At 69.4% G+C, this 26,150-nt stretch carries 26 protein-coding genes; 16 read left to right on the top strand and 10 right to left on the bottom strand.

Annotated elements, in window-relative coordinates; all coding sequences use genetic code 11:
* Nucleotides 1-72 precede the first annotated feature (72 nt).
* From D1409_RS09105 to D1409_RS09080, 6 genes are all read left to right on the top strand, one after another.
* Nucleotides 73-1,248 carry a nicotinate phosphoribosyltransferase gene (locus tag D1409_RS09105; RefSeq protein WP_123536304.1) on the top strand — a complete coding sequence of 392 codons (1,176 nt, stop codon included), beginning with the start codon at nt 73-75 and terminating at the stop codon, nt 1,246-1,248.
* Nucleotides 1,249-1,371: 123 nt separating this feature from the next.
* On the top strand, nt 1,372-2,289 hold the full coding sequence (locus D1409_RS09100) for a bile acid:sodium symporter family protein (RefSeq protein WP_123536302.1): 918 nt from the start codon (nt 1,372-1,374) through the stop codon (nt 2,287-2,289).
* A gap of 201 nt (nt 2,290-2,490) precedes the next feature.
* Entirely contained in the window at nt 2,491-3,771 is a 1,281-nt protein-coding gene (locus D1409_RS09095) for a rhamnogalacturonan lyase family protein (protein WP_123537071.1), read from the top strand.
* Nucleotides 3,772-3,847: 76 nt separating this feature from the next.
* Nucleotides 3,848-4,420 (top strand): cysteine hydrolase family protein, encoded by a 573-nt coding sequence (locus D1409_RS09090; protein WP_123536301.1) that lies wholly within the window; start codon nt 3,848-3,850, stop codon nt 4,418-4,420.
* Nucleotides 4,420-4,941, top strand: coding sequence for a GNAT family N-acetyltransferase (locus D1409_RS09085; RefSeq protein WP_123536299.1), 522 nt, complete (start codon nt 4,420-4,422; stop codon nt 4,939-4,941). Before D1409_RS09090 ends, D1409_RS09085 begins: the two co-directional genes overlap by 1 nt.
* A complete protein-coding gene (locus D1409_RS09080; RefSeq protein WP_123536297.1) occupies nt 4,938-5,474 on the top strand; it encodes a DUF4385 family protein in 537 nt (178 codons plus the stop codon). Before D1409_RS09085 ends, D1409_RS09080 begins: the two co-directional genes overlap by 4 nt.
* A 15-nt stretch (nt 5,475-5,489) precedes the next feature.
* On the opposite strand, the gene D1409_RS09075 is transcribed toward D1409_RS09080, so the two are convergent.
* Genes D1409_RS09075 through D1409_RS09065 form a run of 3 tightly spaced genes read right to left on the bottom strand, consistent with a single transcriptional unit; the run spans nt 5,490 to nt 7,086 of the window.
* The gene (locus D1409_RS09075; RefSeq protein WP_123536295.1) at nt 5,490-6,386 is read right to left on the bottom strand and encodes a hypothetical protein; all 897 of its coding nucleotides are present in this window, start codon (nt 6,384-6,386) and stop codon (nt 5,490-5,492) included.
* 25 nt (nt 6,387-6,411) lie between these two features.
* Complete coding sequence (locus tag D1409_RS09070; RefSeq protein WP_123536293.1) at nt 6,412-6,819, bottom strand: PIN domain-containing protein; 408 nt, start codon at nt 6,817-6,819, stop codon at nt 6,412-6,414.
* 3 nt (nt 6,820-6,822) lie between these two features.
* A complete protein-coding gene (locus tag D1409_RS09065; RefSeq protein WP_123536291.1) occupies nt 6,823-7,086 on the bottom strand; it encodes an AbrB/MazE/SpoVT family DNA-binding domain-containing protein in 264 nt (87 codons plus the stop codon).
* Nucleotides 7,087-7,215: 129 nt separating this feature from the next.
* Between D1409_RS09065 and D1409_RS09060 the strand changes: the two genes are divergently transcribed.
* From D1409_RS09060 to D1409_RS09025, 8 genes are all read left to right on the top strand, one after another.
* Nucleotides 7,216-7,917, top strand: coding sequence for a lipoate--protein ligase family protein (locus D1409_RS09060; protein WP_123536289.1), 702 nt, complete (start codon nt 7,216-7,218; stop codon nt 7,915-7,917).
* Between the two features lie 181 nt (nt 7,918-8,098).
* A complete protein-coding gene (locus D1409_RS09055; protein WP_123536287.1) occupies nt 8,099-9,520 on the top strand; it encodes a dihydroorotase in 1,422 nt (473 codons plus the stop codon).
* A gap of 168 nt (nt 9,521-9,688) precedes the next feature.
* Nucleotides 9,689-12,424, top strand: a complete 2,736-nt coding sequence (locus D1409_RS09050; protein ID WP_123536285.1) for a dipeptide ABC transporter ATP-binding protein — start codon at nt 9,689-9,691, stop codon at nt 12,422-12,424.
* Nucleotides 12,425-12,637: 213 nt separating this feature from the next.
* Nucleotides 12,638-14,458 (top strand): ABC transporter substrate-binding protein, encoded by a 1,821-nt coding sequence (locus D1409_RS09045; protein WP_123536283.1) that lies wholly within the window; start codon nt 12,638-12,640, stop codon nt 14,456-14,458.
* 21 nt (nt 14,459-14,479) lie between these two features.
* The gene (locus tag D1409_RS09040) at nt 14,480-15,523 is read left to right on the top strand and encodes an ABC transporter permease (RefSeq protein WP_123536281.1); all 1,044 of its coding nucleotides are present in this window, start codon (nt 14,480-14,482) and stop codon (nt 15,521-15,523) included.
* 34 nt (nt 15,524-15,557) lie between these two features.
* Nucleotides 15,558-16,556, top strand: a complete 999-nt coding sequence (locus D1409_RS09035) for an ABC transporter permease (protein ID WP_235853532.1) — start codon at nt 15,558-15,560, stop codon at nt 16,554-16,556.
* Nucleotides 16,556-16,954, top strand: a complete 399-nt coding sequence (locus tag D1409_RS09030; protein ID WP_206425017.1) for a DUF7268 family protein — start codon at nt 16,556-16,558, stop codon at nt 16,952-16,954. Before D1409_RS09035 ends, D1409_RS09030 begins: the two co-directional genes overlap by 1 nt.
* Nucleotides 16,955-17,082: 128 nt before the next feature.
* On the top strand, nt 17,083-17,622 hold the full coding sequence (locus D1409_RS09025; protein ID WP_123536279.1) for a DUF7529 family protein: 540 nt from the start codon (nt 17,083-17,085) through the stop codon (nt 17,620-17,622).
* A 29-nt stretch (nt 17,623-17,651) separates the two neighbouring features.
* Here D1409_RS09025 and D1409_RS09020 read toward each other — a convergent pair whose 3' ends face one another.
* The 3 genes from D1409_RS09020 to D1409_RS09010 form a co-directional block, all read right to left on the bottom strand.
* Nucleotides 17,652-18,047 (bottom strand): hypothetical protein, encoded by a 396-nt coding sequence (locus tag D1409_RS09020; RefSeq protein ID WP_123536277.1) that lies wholly within the window; start codon nt 18,045-18,047, stop codon nt 17,652-17,654.
* 71 nt (nt 18,048-18,118) lie between these two features.
* Complete coding sequence (locus tag D1409_RS09015) at nt 18,119-18,532, bottom strand: hypothetical protein (RefSeq protein ID WP_123536276.1); 414 nt, start codon at nt 18,530-18,532, stop codon at nt 18,119-18,121.
* Nucleotides 18,533-18,591: 59 nt separating this feature from the next.
* Nucleotides 18,592-19,413, bottom strand: coding sequence for a DUF5806 family protein (locus D1409_RS09010; RefSeq protein WP_123536274.1), 822 nt, complete (start codon nt 19,411-19,413; stop codon nt 18,592-18,594).
* A gap of 132 nt (nt 19,414-19,545) precedes the next feature.
* On the opposite strand from D1409_RS09010, the gene D1409_RS09005 reads away from it, so the two are divergent.
* Nucleotides 19,546-19,980, top strand: a complete 435-nt coding sequence (locus D1409_RS09005; RefSeq protein ID WP_123536272.1) for a hypothetical protein — start codon at nt 19,546-19,548, stop codon at nt 19,978-19,980.
* Between the two features lie 6 nt (nt 19,981-19,986).
* Nucleotides 19,987-20,694 carry a DUF7546 family protein gene (locus D1409_RS09000; RefSeq protein WP_123536270.1) on the top strand — a complete coding sequence of 236 codons (708 nt, stop codon included), beginning with the start codon at nt 19,987-19,989 and terminating at the stop codon, nt 20,692-20,694.
* A gap of 373 nt (nt 20,695-21,067) precedes the next feature.
* Here D1409_RS09000 and D1409_RS08995 read toward each other — a convergent pair whose 3' ends face one another.
* The 4 genes from D1409_RS08995 to coxB all read right to left on the bottom strand — a co-directional run bounded on the left by D1409_RS08995 (nt 21,068) and on the right by coxB (nt 26,056).
* Entirely contained in the window at nt 21,068-22,234 is a 1,167-nt protein-coding gene (locus tag D1409_RS08995) for an LEA type 2 family protein (protein ID WP_123536268.1), read from the bottom strand.
* 99 nt (nt 22,235-22,333) lie between these two features.
* Entirely contained in the window at nt 22,334-22,615 is a 282-nt protein-coding gene (locus D1409_RS08990) for a cytochrome C oxidase subunit IV family protein (RefSeq protein WP_123536266.1), read from the bottom strand.
* 10 nt (nt 22,616-22,625) lie between these two features.
* Nucleotides 22,626-25,238 carry a cbb3-type cytochrome c oxidase subunit I gene (locus tag D1409_RS08985; protein ID WP_123536264.1) on the bottom strand — a complete coding sequence of 871 codons (2,613 nt, stop codon included), beginning with the start codon at nt 25,236-25,238 and terminating at the stop codon, nt 22,626-22,628.
* Nucleotides 25,235-26,056, bottom strand: coding sequence for a cytochrome c oxidase subunit II (gene coxB, locus D1409_RS08980; RefSeq protein WP_123536263.1), 822 nt, complete (start codon nt 26,054-26,056; stop codon nt 25,235-25,237). The genes D1409_RS08985 and coxB overlap by 4 nt, the downstream gene beginning before the upstream one ends.
* Nucleotides 26,057-26,150: the final 94 nt, after the last annotated feature.

Raw genomic sequence — 26,150 nt, 5'->3', positions numbered from 1 at the left:
TCTCGGCCACTCCGGGGGATCGGACGCATCGAACGCGGACCGTTTTTGTCGGATGCCGCGGTACACCACGACATGACCGACGAGTCGGGCTTCGACATCGTCCCGCCAGAAGCGATCAGGGAGGGGCGAGCCACCGACGCCTACTTCGACCGGACGGTCGAGACGCTGGAACACGCCGACCGGAACCCCCGCGTCGTCGCCGAAGTGACGGCCGACCAGTTCCCCACCGGCGAGTGGGAACTCCTCGCGGGCGTCACGGACGCCGCGCGCCTCCTCGAGGGGCGAGCCGTCGACGTCGACGCGATGCGAGAGGGGCGACTGTTCGACGGCGGGCCGGTCATGCGAATCGAGGGGCCGTACCTCGAATTTTGCCGGCTGGAGACCGCACTGCTGGGCTTCCTCTCGCACGCGACCGGCGTCGCGACCGCCGCGCTCGAGGCCCGCCGTGCGGCGCCCGACTCGACCGTCCTGAGCTTCGGGTCGCGACACGTCCACCCGTCGATCGGTGCGATGGTCGAACGCTCGGCGCTGATCGGTGGACTCGACGGCATCTCGAACGTCGCGGCGGGCGAGGTGGTCGGTCGCGAGGCCGGCGGGACGATGCCACACGCGCTCGTGATCTGCTTCGGTCGCGGCCAGCAGGAGGCCGCGTGGCGGGCGTTCGACGAGGCCGTCGGCGAGGACGTGCCGCGGATCGCACTCACGGACACGTACTCCGACGAGGTCGACGAGTCGCTCCGCGCCGCGGAGGCCGTCGACGCGCTCGACTCCGTCCGGATCGACACGACCGCCTCGCGCAGAGGGGACTTCGAACACATCGTTCGCGAGGTGCGCTGGACGCTCGACGCCGAAGGGTTCGACGACGTGGGAATCTTCGTCAGCGGCGGGCTCGGCCCGACGGAACTCCGCGACCTCCGCGAGTACGTCGAGGGGTTCGGCGTCGGGGGCCACGTCAGCAACGCCGACCCGGTCGACTTCGCGCTCGACATCGTCGAGGTCGACGGCGAACTGGCCGCCAAGCGCGGGAAGCTCACGGGGAAGAAGGCGGTGTACCGGACCGACGACGGCGGCCACCACGTCGCGCTGGCCGACCGCGAGGGCCCCGAGGGCGGCGAACGACTCCTCCAGCCGCTGATCCGCGACGGGGAGAGAGTGCGCGACTTCGACCTGGACGCGGCCGTCGACCGCGCCGCCGAGGACGCGGACGCGGTCGGGTTCGAAGCGCCGGTGGGCGACTCCGAGGACTGACGGCGCTTCGGTCCGCGCCGGCACCTCGGTCCGCAACGGAATCTCGGTCCGCGGCGGCGCCTCGTCCGCTCGACACCGACACCGTCAGTTCTTTCCACGCTCGCCCGGCAGAGCGTCCAAGACGTGTCTCGCTTACTGCGCGGAGCGGCCGACGCCGTCGACGACTACCTGCTCCTGTGGGTCCTGCTGTCCGTCGCCGCCGGCGTCCTCGTCCCGGACCTCGCGGCGCTGACGCCGCTGGCGACGCCGATACTGGCGGTGATGATCGGCAGCATCTCGCTGACGCTCTCGCCGGCGGCGTTCAGGGCCGTTCGGCCGCGGGCGCTCGGGACCATCCTCGTCGTCCAGACGGGGATGCCGGTCGCGGGCTACCTCGTCGCTCGCGCGCTCGGACTGGACCCCGTCCTCACCGTCGGGTTCGTCGTCCTCGGGGCGGTCACGCCGGAGCTCGTCGCGCCGGTGATGACGGAACTCGGCGACGGCGACACCGCGCTGACGACGACGGTGCTCGTCGCCGTCGGCCTCGGGACGCTCGCGCTCGTCCCGCTCTCCGTTCGCCTGCTCGTCGGCGAGTCGGTCCCGTTCCAGACGGCGAGCGTCGTCGAGCAACTCCTGCTGGCGGTCGTGGGCCCGATGGTCGTCGCCGTCGCCGCTCGCGCCCGCTTTCCCGCACGGATCGGCCGCTACGACGACTACTACCCCTCGGTCTCGGCGCTGATGGTGATACTCGTCATCGGCATCGTGACCGCTGCCAACGCCGGGGCGCTGCGGGCTGGCGGGTCGACCCTGGCGCTGGTGGCCGTCGGCGCGGTCGCACTGAATGCCGTCGGCTACGCCGGCGGCTGGCTCGCCTCGCGGTCGTTCTCCCGCGAGGAGCGCGTCGCGGCGCTGTTCTCCGTCGGGATGCGCGACTTCGCGGTCGCCGCCGCGCTCGTCGTCGGCGCCGGCTTCCCCACGCTGGCCGCGCTCCCCGCCGTCGTCTTCGGGGTCGTCGAGATGAGTTCGAGCGCCGGGCTGGTGAAGCTGCTCTCCCGAAGCTGACCCCGCACGCCGGTGACGAGCGCCGGAACGGAACCCCCGTCGGCAGCGACCCCCGGCGACCGGCCGACGTATCAACTCGGTCACGATCGGATTGATGTGGAGTTGCCGACTGTATCGTACCGTGAACGACCGTTCTGGAACTCCGAACCGACCGCGCTTGGGCAGTCGAACAGCCGTCGAACGGACGAGACGGACGGACTCATGACCGGCGAGACGGACGCTCGCGAGCCGACGCGACTGGCGACGCTGGACGTCGATGCCGCGGGCGGGCGGCCGAAGGTGCTGCTCGGCGACCTGACCGGCGACGGACGCATGGAACTGCTGTTCGTCCAGGGCGACGACATCGACGCGACGTACGATCCCCATCAGGTGACCTCGCTGACCGCGATCGACCTCGACGGCGAGGTTCGCTGGCAGGTCGGCGACCCCGACCCCGAGGGCGGGGGCCACGGCGCCGACTTCCCCGCGCAGATCTGGGACTTCGACGGCGACGGCGCGAACGAGGTCGTCTGCGTGATGGACGACGAGTTCCGCGTGATCGACGGCCGGACGGGCGAGATCCAGCGCGAAGCCGACCTGCCCGCGCCGCAGGCCCACGACTGCATCGTCCCCGCGAACCTCACCGGCGGTGACGGACGCCACGACCTGATCGTGAAAGACCGCTACCAGCGGGTCTGGGCGCTCGACTCGGCGTTCGAGCTCCTGTGGACCCACGAGGGGAACACCGGTCACTACCCCTGGCCGCACGACGTCGACGGCGACGGCCGCGACGAGGTGATGGTCGGCTACTCGTTCCTCGATTCGGACGGCGAGACCCTGTGGACGGCCGACATCCCCGACGAACACGCCGACTGCATCTGGGTGGCCGACCTCGACGAGGACGGCGACCCCGAGATCGTCGTCGGCGAGGGCGGCGTGTACGCCTACGCGCCCGACGGGACCGAACGCTGGCGCAACCGCGAGCCCAGAGAGGTCCAGCACATCGCGCCCGGGAACTTCCGCGCCGACGTCGACGGCCTGCAGGTCGCGGGCCTGGACCGCATCGTCCGCGGCGGTCCCGGTCAGCCCGGGCGGGACGGCATCTTCGTCGTCGACAGCGACGGCGAGACGGTCTGCACCGAGGACCGCGACCCCGGCGGCTGGCTGACCATCGTCGAGCCGATGACCGCGTGGGACGACGCCGACCTCGACTACGTGCTGGCCTGGCGCCGCGGCGGCGGGACGAACCCGACGCTGTACGACGGCCACCTCGATCCGGTCGTCACCTTCCCCGAGGACGGCTACCTGATCCACGGCGACCTGCTCGGCCGCGGCACCGAACAGGTGATCGTCCTCGACGACGGCACCGCCCACGTCTTCGGCGACGAGGACGTGAGTCTCGACGCGCCCGGCGACGGTCCCCTCCCGCAGCCGAAACGGCTGGCCAACTCGACCCTCTATCCCGGCGGCGAGCGGCCGGACGGACCGCTCCACGACGTGTAGCCGGTCGGATCCGGCCGTGGGAGTGGGGTTCTCCGGCGACGGCAAACCTATTGGCGGACCGACCGTAGTTTCGCGTATGCGACTCGACGCCGATTCCGCGGCGGTCGTCGTGGTGGACATGCAGAACGGCTTCTGTCACCCCGACGGCAGCCTCTACGCACCGGGCAGCGAGGCGGCGATCGAACCGGTCCGCGAGACGGTCGACCGGGCGCGCGAGGCGGGCGCCGAGGTCGTCTGGACGCGCGACGTCCACCCGCCAGAGCAGTTCGAGGACGCGCACTACTACGACGAGTTCGACCGCTGGGGCGAGCACGTCCTCGAAGGCTCCTGGGAGGCAGACATCGTCGAGGAACTGGAGCCCCGCGACGAGGACCTGATCGTCGTGAAACACACCTACGACGCGTTCCACGAGACGCAACTGGAGGGGTGGCTCGACGCCCACGGCATCGACGACCTCGTCATCTGCGGGACGCTCGCCAACGTCTGCGTGCTCCACACCGCCGGCAGCGCCGGCCTGCGCGACTTCCGTCCGGTCCTCGTCGAGGACGCGGTGGGCTGTATCGAGCCGGACCACCGCGAGTACGCGCTGGAGCACGCCGACTTCCTGTTCGGCGAAGTCACCCCGCTCGAAGCGATCGAGTTCGCCTGATGGGCGAGCGCACAGCGGAACTCCGTCGGTTCGAACCCGGAGACGGGCCCGCCGTCCGCCGGCTCCACCGGCGGGCGCTGTCGGACGCGGGCACCGACCCCGACGACGTCCCGCACACGGAGGACCTGGACGACGTCGAGTCGTCGTACCTCGACGGCGGCGGCGAGTTTCTCGTCTGCGAAGTCGACGAGCAGGTCGTCGCGATGGGCGGCCTCGCCGTCGAGGGTGAGGGGATTCCGCACGGCGCGGGCGAACTCCTGCGGATCGCGGTCCACACGGACCACCAGCGTGCGGGATACGGGAGCGCCATCGTCGACGGACTGGAGGCGGCGGCCCGCGAGCGCGGCCTCGACCGGGTGTTCCTCTGGACCGCTCAGCGCCAGCGAGCGGCGGTCGAGTTCTACACCGCCCGGGGCTACGAGGGGACCGACCACCGGACCGAGGGCGAGTACGAACTGCTCCGATTCGAGAAATCGCTCGACGACGGCGGGTCAGCAACGCCGGGACGGGCCGACGGATGAGCGACCCCGTCCGTGGCGAGGTCACGGAAGTCGAGGACGGGCCGGAGTACGACCTCGACTTCCGCGAGCACCCCGAGCGGTACCGGCACACGCCCGACGAGCGCGGCGCGTTCAAGATCGAACCGTACAAGAGCGAACTCCTGCCGGAGTGGGGGATCGCGACGCTGGCAGACGCCGAAGACGGTGCGGAAGCGATCTACGAACGCTATTGCCAGTACCGCGCGGCCGACGACTTCGTCGGGATGGATATGGCCCGGAAGTACCTCCAGATGGGCTGGACGCGGGCGATGCGCTACGCGAAGTACCCCGGTGGCAACAAGTACCGGACTGATGACGACAGCGAGGCGCGAAGCGCCTCGAAAGCGAGCGGTGAAACCGCGGGCGGCAACCGCGTCGAACGCGAGCCCCAGCAGTGGTACGACCCGGAGAAACGGGAGATTGCGCTCGTCTACAGGGAATATCTCGACCGGGTGCGCGGCGACGAAGCGTACGAGCGGGCGAAACGCGAGCATTACGAACGGTACGGCGAGTAGCGCTCGGTGGCTGGACTACGGGTTTCGGGTCTCGACGGTGACCGTCACGTCCGTTCCGACCGGCAGGTCCACTCTCTCGCCGACGAGTTTCACGCCCGCCCGGTCCCGACCGAACGCCAGTGCGAGCCCCGTGATCGGGTCGCCGTTCGCGAGGACGGTTACGTCGTCCCACGTCACGTCCCGGCCGTCCGCGCGACCGACGCGCTCGCCGAGGAGACACACCTCGTCATGCCCTGTGACCGGCCCGAACACGCCGCCGCAGTCGTAGTGCGGGAGGCCCCCGTCGAGGACGCCCAGTCGCTCGCCGTCTCGGTCCGTCGCCGCGAGGCCGGCGAACCGGTCGCCCGGGGCCGGATGGGCCGGCGAGTCGAGGACGGCGTAGGTCTCGCCCGCGGCGACGACGGTGCCCGTTCCGTCCCAGTCGAGCGCCTCGACGGAGAGATCGGGGGCCAGTTCCAGCGGGATCGACCCGGCGGCGCGGTGGTGGTCGGCGCCGTGCGCTCGAAATCCCAGGTGGAGGTGGTTGGCGACCCACGGCGCGAAGAAACCCGCGCGGACGAGACGGCCCAGCGAGTCGCCGACCGCGACGCGGTCGCCCGCCGCGACTGCGGGGTCGACGTGCAGGATCCGGGCGACGTGCTCGCCGGTGTCGATCAGGATCAGGTGGTCCTCGTCGGCGGCGTAGGGCTGTGAGGGCGCCGTCACCGTCCGCGTCTCGACAACCTCACCGGCGACGGGCGAGGGGGCGTCGACAGACTCGCCGCCCTCGGGGTTCGGGCGAAGGGTGTCCCCGTCGCTGTCGCCCGGGTAGAGGTCCACGGCCGCGCCCCGGTCGTGAGCGGCGAACGGGGAGTTGTAGAGGGTGAATCGCGGGTATCGCGACAGTACGTCGGCGGACAGCGTGACGGCCATCGGCGGGAGTTAGTAACGGAGCGCATTAGTCCTCGCTCTTCTGTTCGTCGCCGAGCGGGACTCGCTCGAGACCGACCGTCTCGTAGTCGAGTTCGCTCGACATGACTCGCTCGTCGGCCGTCGTCACCAGGCCCGCGTGAAGGGCGTCGAACGGCGTCAACTCGTGTTCGTCGATGAACGCCGCCGCGGCGAGGATCGCGTCCTCGTGTTCTCTCGGAACGACGGGGACGAGTTCGATCAGGTCCGTCGTCGCCCGTGGGACGTCGATCTCGTACGCCTCGGCGGCGCGGTCGTAGAACAGGACGAGCAGTTCCGCGTACGAGAGGATCGACGTGTGGACGTCGTCTCGTTCTTCCAGCGCGGTCAGCACTGGTTCACGCAACCAGTCGTCCTCTTTGACCAGCGCGACGAGGAAATCGGTCTCGACGTACACGGGTCACTCCTCGCTGGGTCCGCGCTCGTCCGCCTCTTCCTCGGCGGTCCTGGCGATGCTGGCGCGGGCTTCGGACTTCAGCGACCCGATGTCGTCTCCCTCGAAGGCGTCGCCGACCGCCTCTCGCAGCCCCGAGAGCGGGTCGTCGTCGACGGGGAACAGCGCGACGTGCGTCGGTAATTCGACGATCCGGTACCGGTCGCCGAACCGATCCCGGACGTCCTTGGGCAGGTAGAGACGCCCCCGCTCGTCTGTGCTCTTGGACATGGTCGTGATCTGGTCGGGAAGATTGAAAAATATTCCCACGGAATCCACTTCCTTCCCGTCGGATTCGCCGCCTCCGTCGTCGTCTACGCGAGCGGTGCCGTTTTCTCCGTACCGCCCTCTCGAACACGTATGCGCGTCTACCGCGGCCGTGCCGACTCCATCGACGCCGACCGCGCGGTCTCCGACCGTGTGGTCGACCGGGTCGCCGACGACCGCGAGCCCGCGGTCCGGGTCTGGCGACCCCACCGACAGGTCGCCTTCGGTCGCCGCGACTCCGGCGCCGACGGGTACGACCGCGCCCGCGAACTCGCCGAAGACCACGGGTTTCCGCCCGTCGAGCGCGAGGTGGGCGGGCGCGCCGTCGCCTACACCGGATCGACGGTCGCCTTCGCCCGCGTGACGCCCGTCGACGACATGCGGTCGGGACTCCAGGACCGCTACGACGCGGCGACCGCAGACCTGCTCGACGCGCTCGACGAACTCGGTGTCGACGCCCGTGAGGGCGAACCACCCGACTCGTTCTGTCCCGGGACCCACTCGGTGCAGGCCGACTGCGGCGGACGGGCGCGGAAACTCGCCGGCCTCGCCCAGCGTGTGCACGCGGACGCGGCCGTCGTCGCGGGCGTCCTGCTGGTCCGCGACCACGAACCGATCGCCGGGGTTCTCGACCCGGTGTACGACGCGCTCGAAGTGCCCTTCGACCCGGAGACGGTCGGGAGCGTCGCGCGAGCGGGGGGAGCGGCCGACTCCGACGCGGTCGTCCGAGCGGTCGAGACCGCGCTGGTCGGCGGGGACCCGACGCAGGTACGGCAGGTCGACTCGACGGAGTGACCGACCCGTCCGCCGTTCGGTGGTCGACGCGTCGGCACTGCGACGGAGCGGCCTCCGTCGGCACCCGTCGAGGCCGCCGCGGGGACCCACCTGGGGTGCCCACGGACCGGTCGATCGACCGCTTCCCGTCGACGCTGCGACAGTCCGGGAGATTTAGGGCCACTCGCGTCAGAGGTGGGGTATGCTATTCCGGAACGCGACACTCGCGGACGGACGGCGTCGGGACGTCCGCGTGTCGGGTGAGACGATCGCGGCCGTCGGGGAGGGGTTGGACGCGAGCGAGGACGAGCGGGTTCTCGACGCGACCGGCAAGCGCCTCCTGCCGGGGATGATCGACGCCCACGTCCACTTCCGCGAACCCGGTGACTCGCACAAGGAGACGTGGGAGACGGGCTCACACAGCGCCGCCGCGGGCGGCGTGACGACCGTCGTCGACCAGCCCAACACCTCGCCGCCGACCGTCGACGGCGCCGCCTTCGACGAGAAGGCGGACCTCGCGGCGGCCTCGCTCGTCGACTACGGCCTCAACGGCGGCGTGAACGCCGACTGGCTCCCCGACTCCCTGTTCGACCGCGACCTCTTCGCGCTCGGCGAGGTGTTCCTCGCCGACTCGACGGGCAACATGGGCATCGAGGAACCGCTGTTCGTCGACGCACTCGCCGAGGCCGACGCGCACGACGTGACGGTTACCGTCCACGCCGAGGACGCGAGCCTCTTCAACATCAGCGCGCAGGAGCGCGACGACGCCGACGCCTGGAGCGCCTACCGCACCGCTCGCGCCGAGGCCGCCGCCGTCCGCCGGGCCTGCGAGGTTGCCGCCGAGCGCGACACGCGGATCCACGTCGCCCACACCTCGACGCCCGAGGGCATCGACGCAGCCAGCGAGGCGGGGATGACCTGCGAGGTCACGCCCCACCACATGTACCTCTCCCGGAGCGACCTGCGCGAACTGGGCACGCACGGTCGCATGAACCCGCCGCTCCGCCGCGAGAAGCGCCGTCAGCGCGTTTACGACCGCGTCGTCGAGGGACAGGTCGACATGATCGCGACGGACCACGCGCCCCACACCGCCGAAGAGAAAGACGCCGACATCTGGGACGCGCCCTCGGGCGTCCCGGGCGTCGAGACGGCGCTCCCGCTCCTGCTCGCAGACGCCCGCACCGGCGCCCTCACCTACCAGCGGATCCGCGACCTCACCGCCGCGAACCCGGCGGAGGTGTTCGACCTGCCGTCGAAGGGCCGCGTCGCCGAGGGGATGGACGCCGACCTCGTGCTCGTCGACCCCGGCAAGACCCACCCGATCCGCGCCGACCGGCTGCACACGAAGTGCGACTGGACGCCGTTCGAGGGTCGCGAGGCCGTCTTCCCCCAGCTCACGCTCGTCCGCGGCACCGTCGTCTACGAGCGCGACGCCGACGACCGCCCCGGCGGAGAGAGCGAATCCTTCGGTTCCGCCGTCGGCGAGAACGTCAGAGCCGGCGACAACACCGCAGTCGACGAGCGAGACGACGACCGAGTCACCCGCGGGGGCCAGGAGACCGAATCGATCGCCGACCTGGCCGCGGAAGTCGTCGAGGAGTCGCCGGACGACGACCGCTCCTGACCGAGCCGACCGCCGCTCGCCGCTTCTCCGCTCGCCGCTTCTCCGCTCGGACCGACCATCCGCGACCACCCGCGACCACCCGTGACCGCCCGCCCCCGCACTCTCCCCGGCGTCGTCGCCCGGTAACCCGCCTATAACTTTCCGACTGATCGACCAAGCCCGTTCGAGATGAGCGACCTGCTCTCGATAGCGGGGTTGCGGACGCACTTCGATACCGACAGGGGGGTCGTCCACGCGGTCGACGGCATCGACCTGACGGTCGAGAGCGGCGAGACGGTGGGGCTGGTCGGCGAGTCCGGGTCCGGCAAGTCCGTGACCGCGCTCTCGACGATGGGCCTGATCGAGGACCCCGGTCGCATCGCCGGCGGGACGGTCCGGTTCGGCGCGCTCGAAACCGTCGGCCGACTCGCTCGTCGCTACCCCGACGCCGTCGCGACCGATCCCCCGGAGGGCGTGACGTCTGGTCGCCGACCGGCCGATGGCTCGTTCCTCCACGTGACCGACGCGACCGTCGACCGCGCCGCGGTCCCGCGAAGCGTCGACGTCGACCGGTCGCTGGACGACACGGCGCTCGCCCGACGCCTCGTCCGCGACGCGCCGGAACGCGCGCTCCCGGAGAGCGGGTCGGGGTGGGTCACGCTCCTCGACGGACACGTCGACCTGACGGCGGCACCGGAGACGGCGATGCGCGAGGTCCGCGGCGGCGACATGGGCATGATCTTCCAGGACCCGATGACGTCGCTCAACCCGGCGATCACGGTCGGCGAACAGATCGCGGAGAGCCTCCGACTGCACCGATACGACCGCAAGCGAGCGGACTCGTGGGTCAACGGCGTCCGCGAGATCCTGCCCCGGATCGGCGACGACATGGACGAACGGGTCCTCGCCGACACCGTCGACATGCTCGACCAGGTCGGCATCCCGGAACCGACCTCGCGGGTCGACGACTACCCCCACGAGTTCTCCGGCGGGATGCGCCAGCGCGTGCTCGTCGCCATCGCGCTGGCCTGCCGACCGAAACTGCTCGTCGCCGACGAACCGACGACGGCGCTCGACGTGACTATCCAGGCCCAGATCCTCGACCTGATCGACGACCTCCAGAGCGACCTCGGGATGGCCGTCCTCTTCATCACCCACGACCTCGGCGTCGTCGCGGAGGTCTGTGACCGCGTGGCCGTCATGTACGCCGGCGAGATCGTCGAGGAGGGCCCGGTCGACGAGATATTCCACAACCCGTCGCATCCCTACACGTACACGCTCCTCGAATCGATCCCCCGGGAGGACGCGGATCGACTCACTCCCATCGAGGGGTCGGTGCCGAGCCTCGTCGACATGCCCGAGGGGTGTCACTTCGCGCCGCGGTGTCCCTGGGTGCAACCGGAGTGTCGTCACGGGGAGATCCCCTACCTCCAGCACGGGCCCGACCAGGTCGACCACCGCTCGAAGTGCATCCTCGAGTCGTTCGACACGAGCGAGTACGGGGCGGAGACCGCCGGCGTCTCTGCGGCCGCGTCGACCCGGACCGACCGGCGACTGCTGTCGGTCGAGGGGCTCACGAAGCACTTCTCGCAGGCCGAGGACCTGCTCGACGAGTACCTGGGGCGCGAGCAGTCGCCGATCCGCGCCGTCGACGGCGTCTCCTTCGACGTGTACGAGGGCGAGACGCTCGGACTGGTCGGCGAGTCCGGGTGTGGGAAGTCCACCACCGGCCGGACACTCCTGCGACTGCTCGAACCGACCGACGGCCGGGTCGTCTTCGCCGGTGACGACCTCGCCGACCTCGACAAGGACGGCTTGCGCCGCAAGCGCCGGGACATGCAGATGATCTTCCAGGACCCGCTGTCGAGTCTCGACCCGCGGATGACCGCCGGCAAGACTATCGCCGAACCGCTCACGATCCACGGCCTCCCGGAGTCAGAGCCCGAGGGCTCTCGCCGCGAACAGCGGCGGGACCGCGTGCTGGAACTCATGGACGCCGTCGGCCTCGACCCGGACCAGTTCGACCGCTACCCGCACGAGCTGTCGGGCGGCCAGCGCCAGCGCGTGGGAATCGCGCGCGCCCTCGCGGTCGACCCCGACTTCATCGTCTGCGACGAACCGGTGAGCGCGCTCGACGTATCGGTTCAGGCACAGATTATCAACCTGCTGGAGGACCTCCAGGGGGAGTTCGGGCTCACCTACCTCTTCATCGCGCACGACCTGAGCGTCGTCCGGCACATCTGCGACCGCGTCGCCGTGATGTACCTCGGCGAGATCGTCGAGATCGCCGAGACCGCGGACCTGTTCTCGGACCCGAAACACCCCTACACGCGCTCGCTCCTGTCGGCGATACCCGAACCCGACCCGTCGGTCACGGCCGACCGCATCCTGCTCGAAGGCGACGTCCCCGACCCTGCCGACCCTCCGTCGGGGTGTCGATTCCGAACGCGGTGTCCGGCGGTGATCCCGCCGGCGGACGTCGCGATCGAGCAGGAGACCTACCGCGAGGTGATGGACTACCGACAGCGAGTCGCCGACCGCTCGATCGACGTCGACGCGATGTGGGCGACCGCCGCCGACGACGCCCAGGCCGCGACCGACGGCGGAACCGCGGGGTCCGACGGTGGGCCGACCGGGTCGCGTACGGGCGACGGGTCGGGAGCGAGCGACCGGTCCGCCTCGCTCTCGGCGTTCGTCGAGACCGCGTTCGCGGAGCTGTTCGACACCCGGCTCGACGGCCGGAATCGCACAGTCGTCCGCAAGTCGCTCGAACACCTGGCCGTCGAGGAGTGGGACGCCGCCGAGCTGGTCCTCCGCGACCGCTTCGAGAGCGTCTGCGAGCGGCGCCATCCCGTGCTTCAGGACGACCCTCATCCCGCCGCCTGCCACCTGTACGAACAGCCGGATTCCGACGGAGTCTGGTGATCGAGGCGACGGGGTCCGGCGATGGCCTCGGCGCTCAGGTCCGGTGACGACCTCGACGACCGCGTTCGATGACGACCTCGACGACCGCGTCCAGCGGCGGCCTCGACGAGCCGGGCGCCCCGGCCGGTAATCTCGGGGTACCGCTACGTAGCGATAGTGTAACGTGTGTGAAGTATCGAGGGTAATATATCCGTTCTGGGACCAGTCGAGATCATGTCTTCGGAGCAGTCCATCGATAGACGGCGGTTCCTGACGCTTGCCGGGACGACGGCCGCGACGGTGACGGTCGCGGGGTGTGGCGGCGGCGGGGGTGGCGCAGAGACGACAGAACCAGCCGACGGCGAGGACGGCGACGGTGGCGGCGACGGTGGTGGCGGCGACGGCGACGATGGTGGCGGCGACGGTGGCGGCGGCGACGGAAACGGTGGCGACGGCGACGGTGACGGGGACGGCGGCACGGCCCCGAGCGGGACGCTGGTGTACGCTCGCGGTGACCACCCGGAGAACTACGACCCGCAGCAGACGACCAGTGGCGAGGTCGCGAAGGTCACGAACCAGATATTCGACACGCTGATCCAGTTCGCGGCGGGGAGCGGCGGCCAGCTCGAGGACGCGCTGGCGACCGACTACTCGCTGGAGGGGACGACCGCGACGCTCGAACTCCGCGAGGGCGTCACCTTCCACGACGGCGAGGAGTTCACCGCCAGCGACTTCGAGGCGACCTGGCGGCGGTTCACGCAGTCGGACTACGACTACTACCTCGGCGACGAGAACCGGTCGGGGTACGGCCCGTTCACGCTCGGCAACTGGATCGAGAGCGTCGACGCCAGCGAGGACTACTCGCTGACGATCGAACTCACCCAGCAGTACGCGCCCTTCCTGCGCAACCTCGCGATGTTCGCGGCGGCCGTCCTCTCGGAGTCCCAGATCGAGGAGATGGGCGCCAGCGGCGACGACCAGGTCGGGCTCGGTACCGAGCCGATAGGGACCGGTCCGTTCGCGTTCGACCAGCTCGACAACCCCAACAGCCGCATCCGGCTGACGGCCAACGAGGAGTTCTGGGGCGAGGGACCCAACGTCGCCAACGTCGTCTTCAAGACGATCCAGGAGAACAGCACCCGCGTCCAGGACGTGATCAACGGCGACTCGCACATCACCGACAACCTGGACTCCGACGGGTTCCAGCAGGCCGACGACAGCGGCACGGCGACGCTGCTCAGGAAGAACGGCATCAACGTCGGCTACATGGCGTTCAACATGGCCCGCCGGGAGGAGTTCCGCGACCGACGCGTTCGCCGGGCCGTCTCCCTCGCGATCAACACGGAGGCCATCGTCGACCAGATCTACCAGGGCTTCGCGACCCAGGCCGACCAGCCGCTCCCGCCGGACGTGCTCGGCCACAACGAGGACCTCGACCCGTATCCGCAGGACACGGAGCAGGCCCAGTCGCTCCTCGAAGAGGCGGGCTACGGCGACGGCTTCGAGTTCGAACTCGCGACGTTCTCGAACCCGCGCGGCTACAACCCGAGCCCGATCCAGACGGCCAACCAGGTCAAGTCCGACCTCGAGGCCCTCGGACTGACGGTGAACATCAACCAGTTCTCGACGTTCAGCCCCTACCTCGACTACACCGACCAGGGCAAACACGACGCCTGTTTCCTCGGCTGGTACACCGACAACGCCGACCCGGACAACTTCCTGTACGTCCTGCTGGACCCGAAGGTGTCGATGGACGCCGTCCCGGAGGACCAGGACTGGGTGAGCTTCGACACCGAGGGGTACAGCACGCTCAACGTCTCGGCGTGGGCCAACACCGAGTTCATGGAGATCGTCCGCGAGGCCCAGCAGACCTACGACGAGGGCGAGCGCGAGTCGATGTACGTCGAGGCCAACCAGATCGCCCACGACGAGGCGCCGTGGGTGTTCCTCGACTACGCCGAGACGCTGCGGGCCATCAACGAGGCCGTCGTCGAGGACTCCTACACGATCAGTTCCGTCGGCGGCCCGTACCTCAACACGGTCCAGATACAGTAGGGCCGCCACCCCGCTCCAGTCATGGCTTCGCTCAGGTTCGTCCTCAAGCGACTCCTCCTGCTCGTCCCGGTGCTGTTCGGAGTGGCTACGCTCGTGTTCGCCATCCTCCACCTCGCGCCGGGCGACCCGGCGCGCATCATCGCCGGCCAGCGCGCCTCGACGGAGCAGGTGAACCAGGTCCGCCGAGAACTCGGGCTGACGCGGCCGCTCTACGTCCAGTACGTGGACTTCCTCTGGGACGCGGCCCGCTTCGACTTCGGGCAGTCCTACAGCATCAGTCAGGGCGCGCCGGTCCGGTCGGTCATCGCCGACCGGCTGCCGGTCACGATCGAACTCGCGGTGTACGGGCAACTGGCGGGTATCTTCATCGGTATCCCGCTCGGCGTCCTCTCTGCGGTCAAGCAGGACTCCGCGACCGACCACCTCACGCGCGTCGGCGCGCTGTCGGGCATCTCGATCCCCATCTTCTGGTCGGGGCCGCTGCTCATCCTCCTGTTCGCGACGTACCTCGGCGTCCTGCCGACCAGCGGTCGGATAGACTCGACGCTGTTCCTCCCGACCCAGTGGGAGTTCATGGGCCGACAGCTCCCGCTGACCGGGATGATCACGGTCGATACCCTGTTGCTCGGGCGGTTCGACGCGTTCGTCTCGGCGGCCCGGCACCTGCTGATGCCGTCGCTCGTCATCGGCATCTACTCGACGGCGCTCATCTCGCGGATGATGCGCTCGTCGATGCTCGAGGTCGTCAGGCAGGACTACATGCGGACCGCCCGCGCGAAGGGCCAGGGCGCCAAGATCACCGTGATGAAACACGGATTCCGCAACGCGCTCATCCCCGTCGTCACCATCATCGGTATCCAGTTCGGGACGCTGCTGGGCGGGGCCGTCCTCACCGAGACCGTCTTCGGCATCAACGGGATGGGACTGACCATCGTCCGCGCCATCGGGTCGTCGGACTACCCCGTGGTCCAGGGCACGGTCCTCACCTTCGCGCTGCTGTTCACGCTCGTCACGCTCGTCGTCGACATCACCTACGGCTACCTCGACCCACGGATCCAGCAATGACCACCGAGAATCCACCACGGGACGGTGCGCGCCGATGAACGCCGACACCCCGACCGACACCGAGACCGACGCGCCGCCCGGAACGGGCACGGAGGCCGAAAGCGGAGTCGACCGCCGGGAGACGCGCGGGTTCTTCGGTCGGTTGCGGGCCTCGCCGTTCCTCTCGGACCTGCTCTCCAATCGGCTCGCGGTCGTCGGCCTGTCGATCATCGTCGGGATGGCCGTCGTCGCGGTGTACGCCCGGTTCGTCTACGACCTGAACGCGCTCACCCAGTCCAGGCTCGGGACCGAAGTCGCCGACCGGACGCCGCCGGGCTGGATCGGGCCGGCCGCCTGGAACCAGCACCTGTTCGGGACCGACGCCGCCGCCCGGGACATCTACAAGCGATGCCTCTACGGCGCCTGGCTGGCGCTGAAGTTCGGGACCATCACCGTCACCGTCTCGACGGTCCTCGGCGTCTCGCTCGGGATCATCGCCGCCTACTACGGCGACGTGACCGACAACGTGGTGATGCGGACGATGGACGTGCTACTGGCGTTCCCGTCACTGCTGCTCGCGCTGGCGCTGGTCGCCATCTTCCCGCGCGAACTCGGCCTGTGGCGCGCCGTCGCCGCGCTGACGCTCGTGTACACGCCGCGGTTCGCCCGGGTCGTCCGCGGGGCCGCGCTGACCGTCCTCGAAGACGAGTACGTCGACGCCACCGTGGCGCTCGGTGCGACGGACCCGCGTGTCCTCGCACGGCACGTCCTGCCGAACACCCTCGCGCCCGTCACCGTCCAGTCGACGCTGAACTTCGGGCTGGCTATCATCGACCTGGCCGCGCTCTCCTTCCTCGGGTTCGGCGCGCAGGCCGGCACGCCGTCGTGGGGACTGATGCTCTCCCGGGGCGTCGACAACGGCCTGCTCACGGGGAAGTGGTGGCTCTCCTTCTTCCCCGGACTCCTGCTGGCGGTCACCGTCCTCGGGTTCAACCTGCTCGGTGACGGGATGCGGGACGCGCTCGACCCGCGCATGCGGGAGGCCATCGACTGATGAGCCCCCGCGAGACGCCCCGCAGAACCGCCGACGAACCGAGCGACCGGGCCGTTCGCCTGCGCGACTGGGTCCGCCCCCGGGCGCGAATCGTCGGCGGCGCGGCGGCGCTCGGCGTCGTCGCTGGCGCCGCGGCGATGGCCGCGCTCACGCTCTCCTCCGGCGACCCCGGCGGTAGCGAAGCGACGGCGTTCGCGCTCGGTGCGCTCGCACTCGGGTTCGGCGTCCTCGGGTGGTCGGGCTCGGTCATCGCGGGACGGTCCGTCGAGGCGATGCACCGCCGCCTCGACACCGGGAGCGACTGGACCGAGCGCGACTCCCGGCGGGCCATGGCTCGCATCGCCGGCTTCGGCACCGGCGTCGTGGTCGGCGTCTCCGTGCTCGCGGCGACGCTCTGAGCGGGGTGCAGACCGGACGCGCGAGACAGAGCGGACCGGACGCACGAGACAGAGCAGACCGGTAAACGCGGCATACTCCGGCGAACGGTCGTACGCCATTTTGTGCGGCGGCGCAGACCGACCGACACATGCGAGAGCAGGGCCCGACCGACCCGACGGACAACCCCTTCCACCGGGTGACCGACGGCTGGGAGACGGTCGTCGAGGACATGCACGCGACGGCGGCGGAGTACCGGGAGGCGGGCTGGCACGTGGTCGCCGTCCACCCGGGCGACGTGGCCGTCCTGACCGGTGAGCCACGGACCGCCGCCGAACAGACCGGCGAGTACGAACCCGACGCCCCACGGCTGGGGTTCGACGTCGTCGTCCCGGGCGACGAGTTCGCGGCGTTCCGAGACGCGATGGCCGACCGAACTGTCGCCGAGTGCGACGTCTACGCCGCAACCGGGTCGGGCGTCGTCTATCTGGTCGTCGTCCTGGAGGCGGCCGACGGGGAGACCGCGGGGCTGGTCCCGCTGTACTACGTCCAGTCCGACCGCGAGGCGCTCGCCGAGGTCGCCCGGGAGTACGGACTCTACACGCACGTGCGCCCGCTCCAGGACGACGCTGTCGTCACTGTCGAGCACGACGACCCGGAGCCGTTCTTCCCGGAGCGCGCAGTCGAGTGACGTCTAGCGCGCTCCGGTAGCTCCGATTCTCACACGGACTGTCCGCTCTCGGCGGCGAGGCGGGCTTCGGGAACCGGTCGAACGACGCCGTAGACGATCCGATAGCCGAGCAGTCCTGCGCCCATCCCGGTTATGCCGACGCCGATGGTCTCGACGACGGCGAGGCTCGTCAGGATCGCGAGTAGCCACACGACCGCGACGCCGACGACCACGGCGGCGATCGCGACTGCGCCGCGCCGGTAGGGGTCCCAGTCCATCATGCGGTGGTCCTCGGCGTACGTGAGCGCGACGACCGTCACCGCCGACGGCACCGCGAGCCACCACGCGCCGACGACCGTCGCGACCGAGGTGGTCACGAGTCCGTACACGGCCCAGAGGGCGCCCATCCCGCCTTCGAGGAGGAGCACGCGTCGAGCGGCGTCCATGCGATCCGGTAGACACGTCGACAGATAAAGTGGCCGGCCGGGTGCCGCGGGCCCGTCTCGCGTCTGGCCGGTCAGTTCGTCTCGGACGCTCCGTCGCGTTCGCGCGCCAGTCTCACCGTCGAGACCGGCCGGACGACGCCGAACGCGACGCGATTCAGCGCCATCCCGACGCTCATCCCGACCATCAGGAACGGGAGCGCGTCCACCGGAATCCCCTCGCCGGCCCCGCTCCAGACGACGCCGACCCCGCTCCAGAGGAGGGCGAGCATAGCTACCCCTCCGACGGCGGCGATGGCCCACGTGCCGGCCCGGCTCCGATCCGAGGCGCCCATCAGCACCGCCGTCACCGCGGCGGCGACGACGCCGACCCACCACTGGTCGACGGGGAACCCGCTTCCGGCGCCCGAGAGGCTTCCCGCGACGAACACCAGCGCGGCGACGAGCAGGTCCCGGCGGACGACCGACGACGTAGCTTCGGCTGTCATTCGATAGACCTGTTCGTCCTCTCACGTGATACGTCTTCTGTCGCGAGTCCGCTCTCGGTTTACTGGTCGGCTTCCATCTCGTGGCCGCACTCGGGGCAGGTCATCTCGTCGTGACGGAGCGCGGAGGAGTGTTCCCGGACCTCCCGCATCACGTCGGAGATCTCGTCTTCCGCTTCGAGTTCCTCCTCGACGGTGAGTTCGACGCCCTCGACTTCGAGGAGGAACTTCGCGACCTCCGTGGCCTCGTACATCACGTCGTCGAGTTCCTCGGCGGTGAAGAAGTCGCACATCGCCCCGTAGAGGAAGGTCGCGCCGGCCTTCCGGATCTTCTCCTCGAAGGACGCCCGGGCCTGGTTGACGGCCTGTGGCGTGTACGTGTCCGTCATGAACGGGACGAGTTCGGGGAGGTTCTCGCCGATCTTCGTCATCTCGACGCCCGTCTCCGTGCGGAAGTCGGCACAGAGGCGCGCGATGGCCCACTCGCGGGCCGTGATGTACGTGCGGTCGCGCAGGAAGTCGTTGGCGCGGTCGTAGGTCCCGCCGTCGATCTTCTTGAAGCGGTCGTACTTCTGGACGTCCGGCGGCACGTCCGCCCCCGGGGCGTCGGCCGCCTGATCCACTTCGGTCTCCGGGCCGTCGTCGGCGTCGGTCTCCGGGCCGTCGTCGGCGTCGGTCTCCGGGCCGTCGTCGGCGTCGGTCTCCGATTCTTCCCCCGCTTCGATCGCATCGTCGGACTCGGTCACGGCGGTCCCCTCGCCGCCGACCTCGGCCGCTGTCGCGTCGACCGCCGCGTCGGCGTCGCCCGACTCCGGGACGGTCGACTCGACGTCGCCCTCGTCGCTCTCACCGTCGCCCTCGCCCGTGTCCGGTCCGTCTGTCATACTCCGTACTGTGTCGGGGGCGTGAAAAAGGGTGTCGCCGTCGGCACACCCGCCCGGGGTCGCGATTCTCCTCGATTTTCGTACAAGAATAATTATAAACGTCCGCTGGGAAGTGGTGTGTAGACACGTACCATGGTCAACACGGCGTACCTCGCGAGCACGGTGGTAATGGGGCTGCTCGGGGTCGGAGTGTTCGTACTGGCCCAGCGACTGCGGGGCTGGGAGCACTACACGCCGCGGGTCGCCTACGGCGATATCGACGCCGGTCACGGGCGTCCGGCGACGGGACTGGCGGGCGTGGCCGGGCGCACGAGCACCTGGACGGCCGCCTACATCGTCCTCGTGCTCGGGTTCCTGCTCGGGGCGACGGTGTACGCGAGCGGCGCGATCACCGGGCCGTCCATGATCGCCGCCCTCGGCGCGCTCGTCGCGGTGTATCTCGTCGGCGGCATCTACTTCGCGATGCGCGAACACGGCCGCCCGAGCGCGCAGGCGGCGGCCGGGAGCGCCGTCGCCACGGGCATGCTGTTCGTCGTCGCGATCACCGTGCTCCTCGTCGTGAGCTAATTCCTGATGGCCCAGTCGACCCGCACGACCGAGTGGCCCTGGCCGACCGGCGCGGGCCCGCTGGCCGCCGCTATCGCTCTCGAAGGCGCCCTCGTCGTCGGCTACTTCCTCGCGACGCCCGGCGACGTGACCGTCCCGCGCTACGTCCTCTACCCGTTCGTCTGGATCAACGCCGTCCTCGTCGCCGCTTGGCGGACGCCGATCCCGTCGGCCTCGCGCCGGCGTCACCTCGTCGCCGGCGCGCTCGCGGCCGTCTACTTCCTCCTGCTCGCCAACTGGGCGGGGCTGATCGGCCTCACCGTCGGCGGACACCACCCCATCCCCGAGAGCGTGCTGGGGGTGACCGTCGGCTCCGGGTCGCCCGGCTGGGGCCGCGTCAGGGTCATCACGCGCGTCTTCTACGTCTCGTTCGTCCCGTACCGGGTGATCGGCTACCTCGGCCTCACCTACCTCGTCTACGCCGCCGTCCTCGACGCCAGCGGCGCCGTCGCGTCGGGCGCGCTCGGCCTCGTCTCCTGTCTCAGCTGTTCGTTCCCCATCGTCGCCTCGTTCGCGACCGGCCTGCTCGGCGGGATGGTGACGCTCATGTCGACCGTGGTCGCCTACTCCATCGACATCTCGACGGTCGCCTTCCTCGCGTCGGTCGCGCTGCTGTACTGGCGCCCCGGGTTCCCGTTGTTTGCGGTCGATAGAGCCGATGAATCAGGGGATTGAGCGTCTCGGTTGGTTTGCTCGGCGCGGTCGCTAGGCGTGGCAATGGCCGTTGCGGACAGCAACCGATGAAAGCCCTCGACCCGCTCGCGGTCGCTGACCGGCATATCCGCGCTCGGACAACTGCACCGCGCCGCACTCGCGCGGATAGGGGCCGCTCAGACGACTGAAGTGAACGCGAGCGCGTCTCGCCCTTTCTGTCCGCCAGGACCGCGACCGCACTGTCCAGCACCGCAGCCGGCCACACACCTCCCCAGCCGATTGCGCTTCTCGGCCTGCGGCCTGCGATGCTCATCCCTCGCGCGGCGCCGTCGCGCGCATGAAAGCGCGCGCCACCGCAGTTCAGTCAGTAAATTGTCTCTGCTGGACGGTGCCCTCAGTTCCCCGAGGGGACCGTCGGCGCCTCGCACGTCGACGTGCTGTTCTGGCCGTCGACGAGGATCGCCGTCTGGAACGCGCAGTCGTAGGTGACCGGCGAGTCCCGCGGGAAGCGGAACTCCCCGCCGGCGGGGTTGTCGAAGACGACCTGGAACTGCGCGCTGACGGCCGTCGCCTCGGCGCCGGGGCCGGCGTCGTCGCGGACGTGGCTGGTGAACCAGTCGTCGACCCGGTCGTTGTCCATCGTCACGGTGTAGGTGACCTCCTCGGTCTCGCCGGGCGCGATGACCTCGTCGCCGCCGGCGCTCTCCGCGGAGAGTTCGCCGCTCTCGGCCTCGAAGGTCCGCACGTCGTTCATGTCGACGCTGACGCCGATGCCGTCGGGCGCGGCCGGGACCGGCACGTCACCGGGGTTGTGGACGAGCATGTGGAACTGCACGGTCGTCTCCTCCTCCGTCACTTCGTCCCAGGTCGCCCAGCCCCGTTCGACCTCGTAGCCGACGGTGACGGTGTCGCTGTCGCCGAGCGCGTCGCCCAGCAGCGAGTCGTCGAGTTCGCTCGCGCTCGCAGACTCCGTGTACGTCCCGCTGGTCTCGTTGACCGAGGCCGACAGCGCGTCGATCACCGGCGTCGACTCGTTCAGCATCGTCCGGTTGCGGCGCACGTCGTAGTCCGCGCTGACGAGCGTGTCCACTCGCATCGTCGCGTTCACGTCGAGTTCGACCGTCTCGTCGGCGCGAACGAACGCGACCCACCAGCTGGACAGCCGCTCGTTGATCACGTCCGTCCGTAGCTCCGTCGTGCTGTTGCCCGCCGGGACCTCGATGTCCGACTTGGTCCCCTCGGCGACCAGTACGTCGTTGAGGACGATGTCGTACTCGGCGGTGACACTGTTCCCGAGCGAGACCCCGACCGGGTTGGGGTTGTCGACCCAGACGGTCGTGACGATCTCCGTCCGTTCCTCGGTGACCTCGCCCCAGTCGCCGCGGTCGACGAGGCCCGCCGAGGGGGCGCCGATGATCCCGACCAGATACAGGAGGACGAGGACGCCCACGAGTCCGCCCAGCGCGACCCCGATCTTCCGGGGCCACGTGCCGACGAGCGCCCCCAACCGCGACCCGCCGCTGCCCCCGCTCGCGCCGTCTGCCGAACCTGCCTCTGACATAGCTGTCCAGACGAACAGCGTCGCCGGGATAAACACTGGCGATCGGTCCCGAACGAGTTCGGCTTGGGAGGCGGGCCACGGGGATCGCAGACCGCCGGCCTACAGGATCGAGTAGGCCGCGGCGGTCGTGAGCGCGAGCGCGACGAACAGCCCGCCCAGGAACAGGTAGGTCACCGAACGGGGTTCCCACCGGAGGTGCATGTAGTAGGTCGCGACGAACGTCGCCTTCACGAACGACAGCGTGAGGATGATCCCGAAGGCCATCCAGTAGGCGTCCGGGTCGCCGAAGTCGACCATGCCCGTCCGTTCGACGAGTGCCTGCGTGGTCGACAGCGCCATCAGTACCACGAATATCGCCGAGTACAGTTTGAGTCGTGTCATTGGTGGTCACCTAGAGGATGTAGAAGAGGGGGAAGAGGAACAGCCAGACGATGTCCACGAAGTGCCAGTACAGGCCGAAGTACTCGATGGACGTCTCGTCGTCCCCGAGGTACGCGCCGTTCATCGCCCGCGGGATCATGTACATGAGCATGACCAGGCCGACGACGACGTGGGCGCCGTGGAGCCCGGTCGTCAGGTAGAACGTCGACGAGGCGACGTTCGTCCCCACGTTCCAGCCGTTCGGGAACGCCTCCGTCGAGATGTGGAACAGGTGCTGCCACTCCAGTCCCTTGTTGATCAGGAAGCCGACGCCCAGCAGCCACGTCACCGAGAGGGCGGCGACGACGCCCCGCCTGCTGTTCCTGTGCGCCGCGACCAGTCCGAGCACGACCGCGAAACTGCTCGCCAGCAGCAGGTACGTGTTGACCAGCCCGGGGAACGTGACGTGCGCCTCGGGGACGAACGCGTGGTGCCAGTGGGTCCAGCCGTTGGCGACCCGCAGGAACAGGTACGAGCCGATGAACCCGCCGAACAGCACGACGTCTGAGGCCAGGAACGTCCACATCCCCAGTTTCATGTTCTCGACGCCTTCGAACGGCCACTGCTCCGCCACCGTCGGTTCCGGCACGTGGAACGGCTCGCGTGCGAGGCCGACGAACCCGACCGCGCTCAGTACGCCGCCGCTCCCGGTCAGCCAGTAGTAGGCGCCGCCGTTCTGGACGCCGGAGACGCCGAGGAACGTGAGGAATCCGGCCAGGCCGATGACGAACGGCCAGATGCTCGCGTGGTCGGCGTGTGGCTCCTCGGTCTCGTGTGCGGCCGCCGCGCCCGTCGCGCTGGGAGCGACCGCCTCGGGGCCGGTAACCAGCGCTTCGCCGCCGGCCGTCGCACTTTCCGCTCGGACGCCGCCGTCAGATCGTCGGTCTGACGAGCTCTCACTCGCGCTACTCGCGAGTCCGCCGTCAGGGGAGGGGTTCCCGCCCGGCCCGCCGTCGCCGCTGCCGTCGGCGGTCAGTTCGGGTTCGTCGCGGAAGGAGAGCTTCCCGCTCGCGTAGCTCGGTTTGCCCTCGAAGTTCTCCAGCGGCGGGGGCGAGGAGACCGCCCACTCCGCCGTGGTCCCGTACTCCCAGGGGTTGTCGCCGACCTCCTCGCCGACGGCGACGCTCTTGAACAGGTTGTAGAACATGACGAGGAAGGAGGCCCCGAGCAGGAACCCGCCGATGGTGGCGACCTTGTGCCACGTGCCCAGCGGGAGCGCGTAGTCGAAGACGCGCCGCGGCGTCTCCCACGCGCCGAACATCGGGAAGTACAGCAGGTTGAACCCGACGAAGTACAGCCCGAAGTGGAGTTTCCCGAGGAACTCGTCGTACATCCGCCCGGTCATCTTCGGGAACCAGTAGTACACGCCCGCGAACAGGCCGGTCGCGCCGCCCACCATCACGTAGTGGAAGTGGGCGACGACCCAGTAGGTGCCCCGGAACTCGTAGTCGAGGACGACCGCGCCGAGAAACACCCCGGTGATGCCGCCGATGATGAACAGGATGAGCGCGCCCAGCGAGAACAGGAACGGCGTCGTGAACCTGATGCGTCCCTTGATCATCGTGTAGATCAGCGAGAAGACCATCAGGTCGAACGGCAGCGAGATGCCGATGGTCGTGACCATGAACAGGGTCTTGATCTCGAGGTTGATCCCCGTGAGGAACATGTGGTGCATCCAGACGACGAAGCTCTGGAGCGCCACGAGCACCATCGCGAGGACGAACCACTTGCGCCCGACGATGCGGTGGCCGGTGAACGTCTGGAAGCACTCGGCCATGATCCCCAGCGCGGGGAAGAAGACGATGTACACCTCGGGGTGGCCGAAGAACCAGAACAGGTGGGTCCACAGCAGCGTCCCCCCGTCGGTGTTGAAGTAGTTGACCCCGATCAGGTGCTGGGCGCCGAGGATCAGCAGCGCCGCCAGCAGCGCGGCGAAGGCGAAGAGCATCATCCACACCGTCAGCAGGATCGACATCGAGAACATCGGGAGGTCGCGCATCCGCAGCCCCTCCGCGCGCATCCGGTACATCGTCGTCAGGAAGTTCACCGACCCCATCGTCACCGCCGCGACGAACATGATCAGCGCGAGCACGACGGTCGTGCCGCCGACGTTCGGCATATACGTCGGGACGTTCAGCGGCGCGTACATCGTCCAGCCGCCGTCGAAGGTGCCGCCCTGGAAGAACGAGGCGATGAACAGCAGGCCCGAGAACAGGTACGCCCAGTAGCTCATCGCGTTCAGTCGCGGGAACGCGAGGTCGTCCGCCCCGATCTGGAGGGGGACGACGTAGTTCGCGAAGCCGAAGGCGAACGGCGAGATGAACCAGAACACCATCAGCAGACCGTGCGCGGAGACGGCCTGGTTGTACGCGCCGGCGCTGAGGATGCTCTCCCCGGGGCCCCACAGCTGGACGCGCATCAGGAGGGCGAGCACGCCGCCGAGGACAAGGAAGAACAGCGCCGTGATCGTGTAGAGGATGCCGATGTCCTTGTGGTTGGTCGTCACGAACCACCGCTTGACCGAACTCATCGGCGGGAAGTCGTGCCCGCCGGCGTCGTGGCCGTCGGCCTCACCGTGACTCATGGCACACCTCCCGCGCGGGCGGGGACGAGCGCGCCGGGTGCATCGCGCTCGTCAGGTCCGGTCAGCGCGTGGTCCTCGCCGCCGGCGGTCTCGTTCCCCGCGCTCTCCGTGCCCTCCGTGCCCTCGTACCACTCCTGGTACGCCTCGGGCTCCATCACGTGGACTTTCGTGGTCATGCCGGAGTGGCCCTCGCCGCAGATCTCGTAGCAGTTCGCCTGGTAGGTGCCCGTCTCCTCGGCGACGAACCAGGTGTTCGTGGTCTGCCCGGGGATCGCGTCGGACTTTATCCTGAGCTCGGGTATCCCGAAGTTGTGGAACACGTCCTGTGACGTCACCGATAAGTTCACCATCCTGTCGGCCGGCACCCGGAGTTCGGCCGTCTGCGCGCCGTTCGGGTAGGTGAACTGCCACCCGAACCGGAAGCCGTCCACCTCGACGTCGAGGACCTCGACGCCGTTCTGCTGGGCCTCCGCGGGTTTCCCCTCGACGTACAGCAACGAGGCGTACGTCCAGATGACCAGCGAGAGGACGATGAGCGCGCTGATACCGAACGAGAGGAAGAGCTTCTTGCCCTTGCCCCCGCTCTCGGGCAGTTCCCCCAGCTCCGGTCGCTCCATCTCCGGCGCGGGGTCCTCGTCCTCGCGGTAGCGGTACTTGTAGGCGTTGTACAGCGTGTAGGAGATGACGACGACCCCGACCAGTGTCCCGAGACCGAGGAACACGACGAAGATGCTGTTGAACACCTCCGCCGGCGCCCGGATCCCGCTGGTGCCGGCCAGGACCGCGTCGCCGACCGCAGGTCCACCAGCTTCTTCCATGTTCGATCACCAACGACCCACCCGGTCTTATCGTTTGGGGGACGTTCACACGTGTTTATCAGGGAGACGAACCGATTCGGTTTCGGAACCATCC

Origin of the sequence: Halosimplex salinum (assembly GCF_003730195.1) — an archaeon.
Taxonomy (GTDB): domain Archaea; phylum Halobacteriota; class Halobacteria; order Halobacteriales; family Haloarculaceae; genus Halosimplex; species Halosimplex salinum.
The sequence above is the reverse complement of the archived record's forward strand: the minus strand, read 5'-3'. Positions and strand labels throughout refer to the sequence as shown.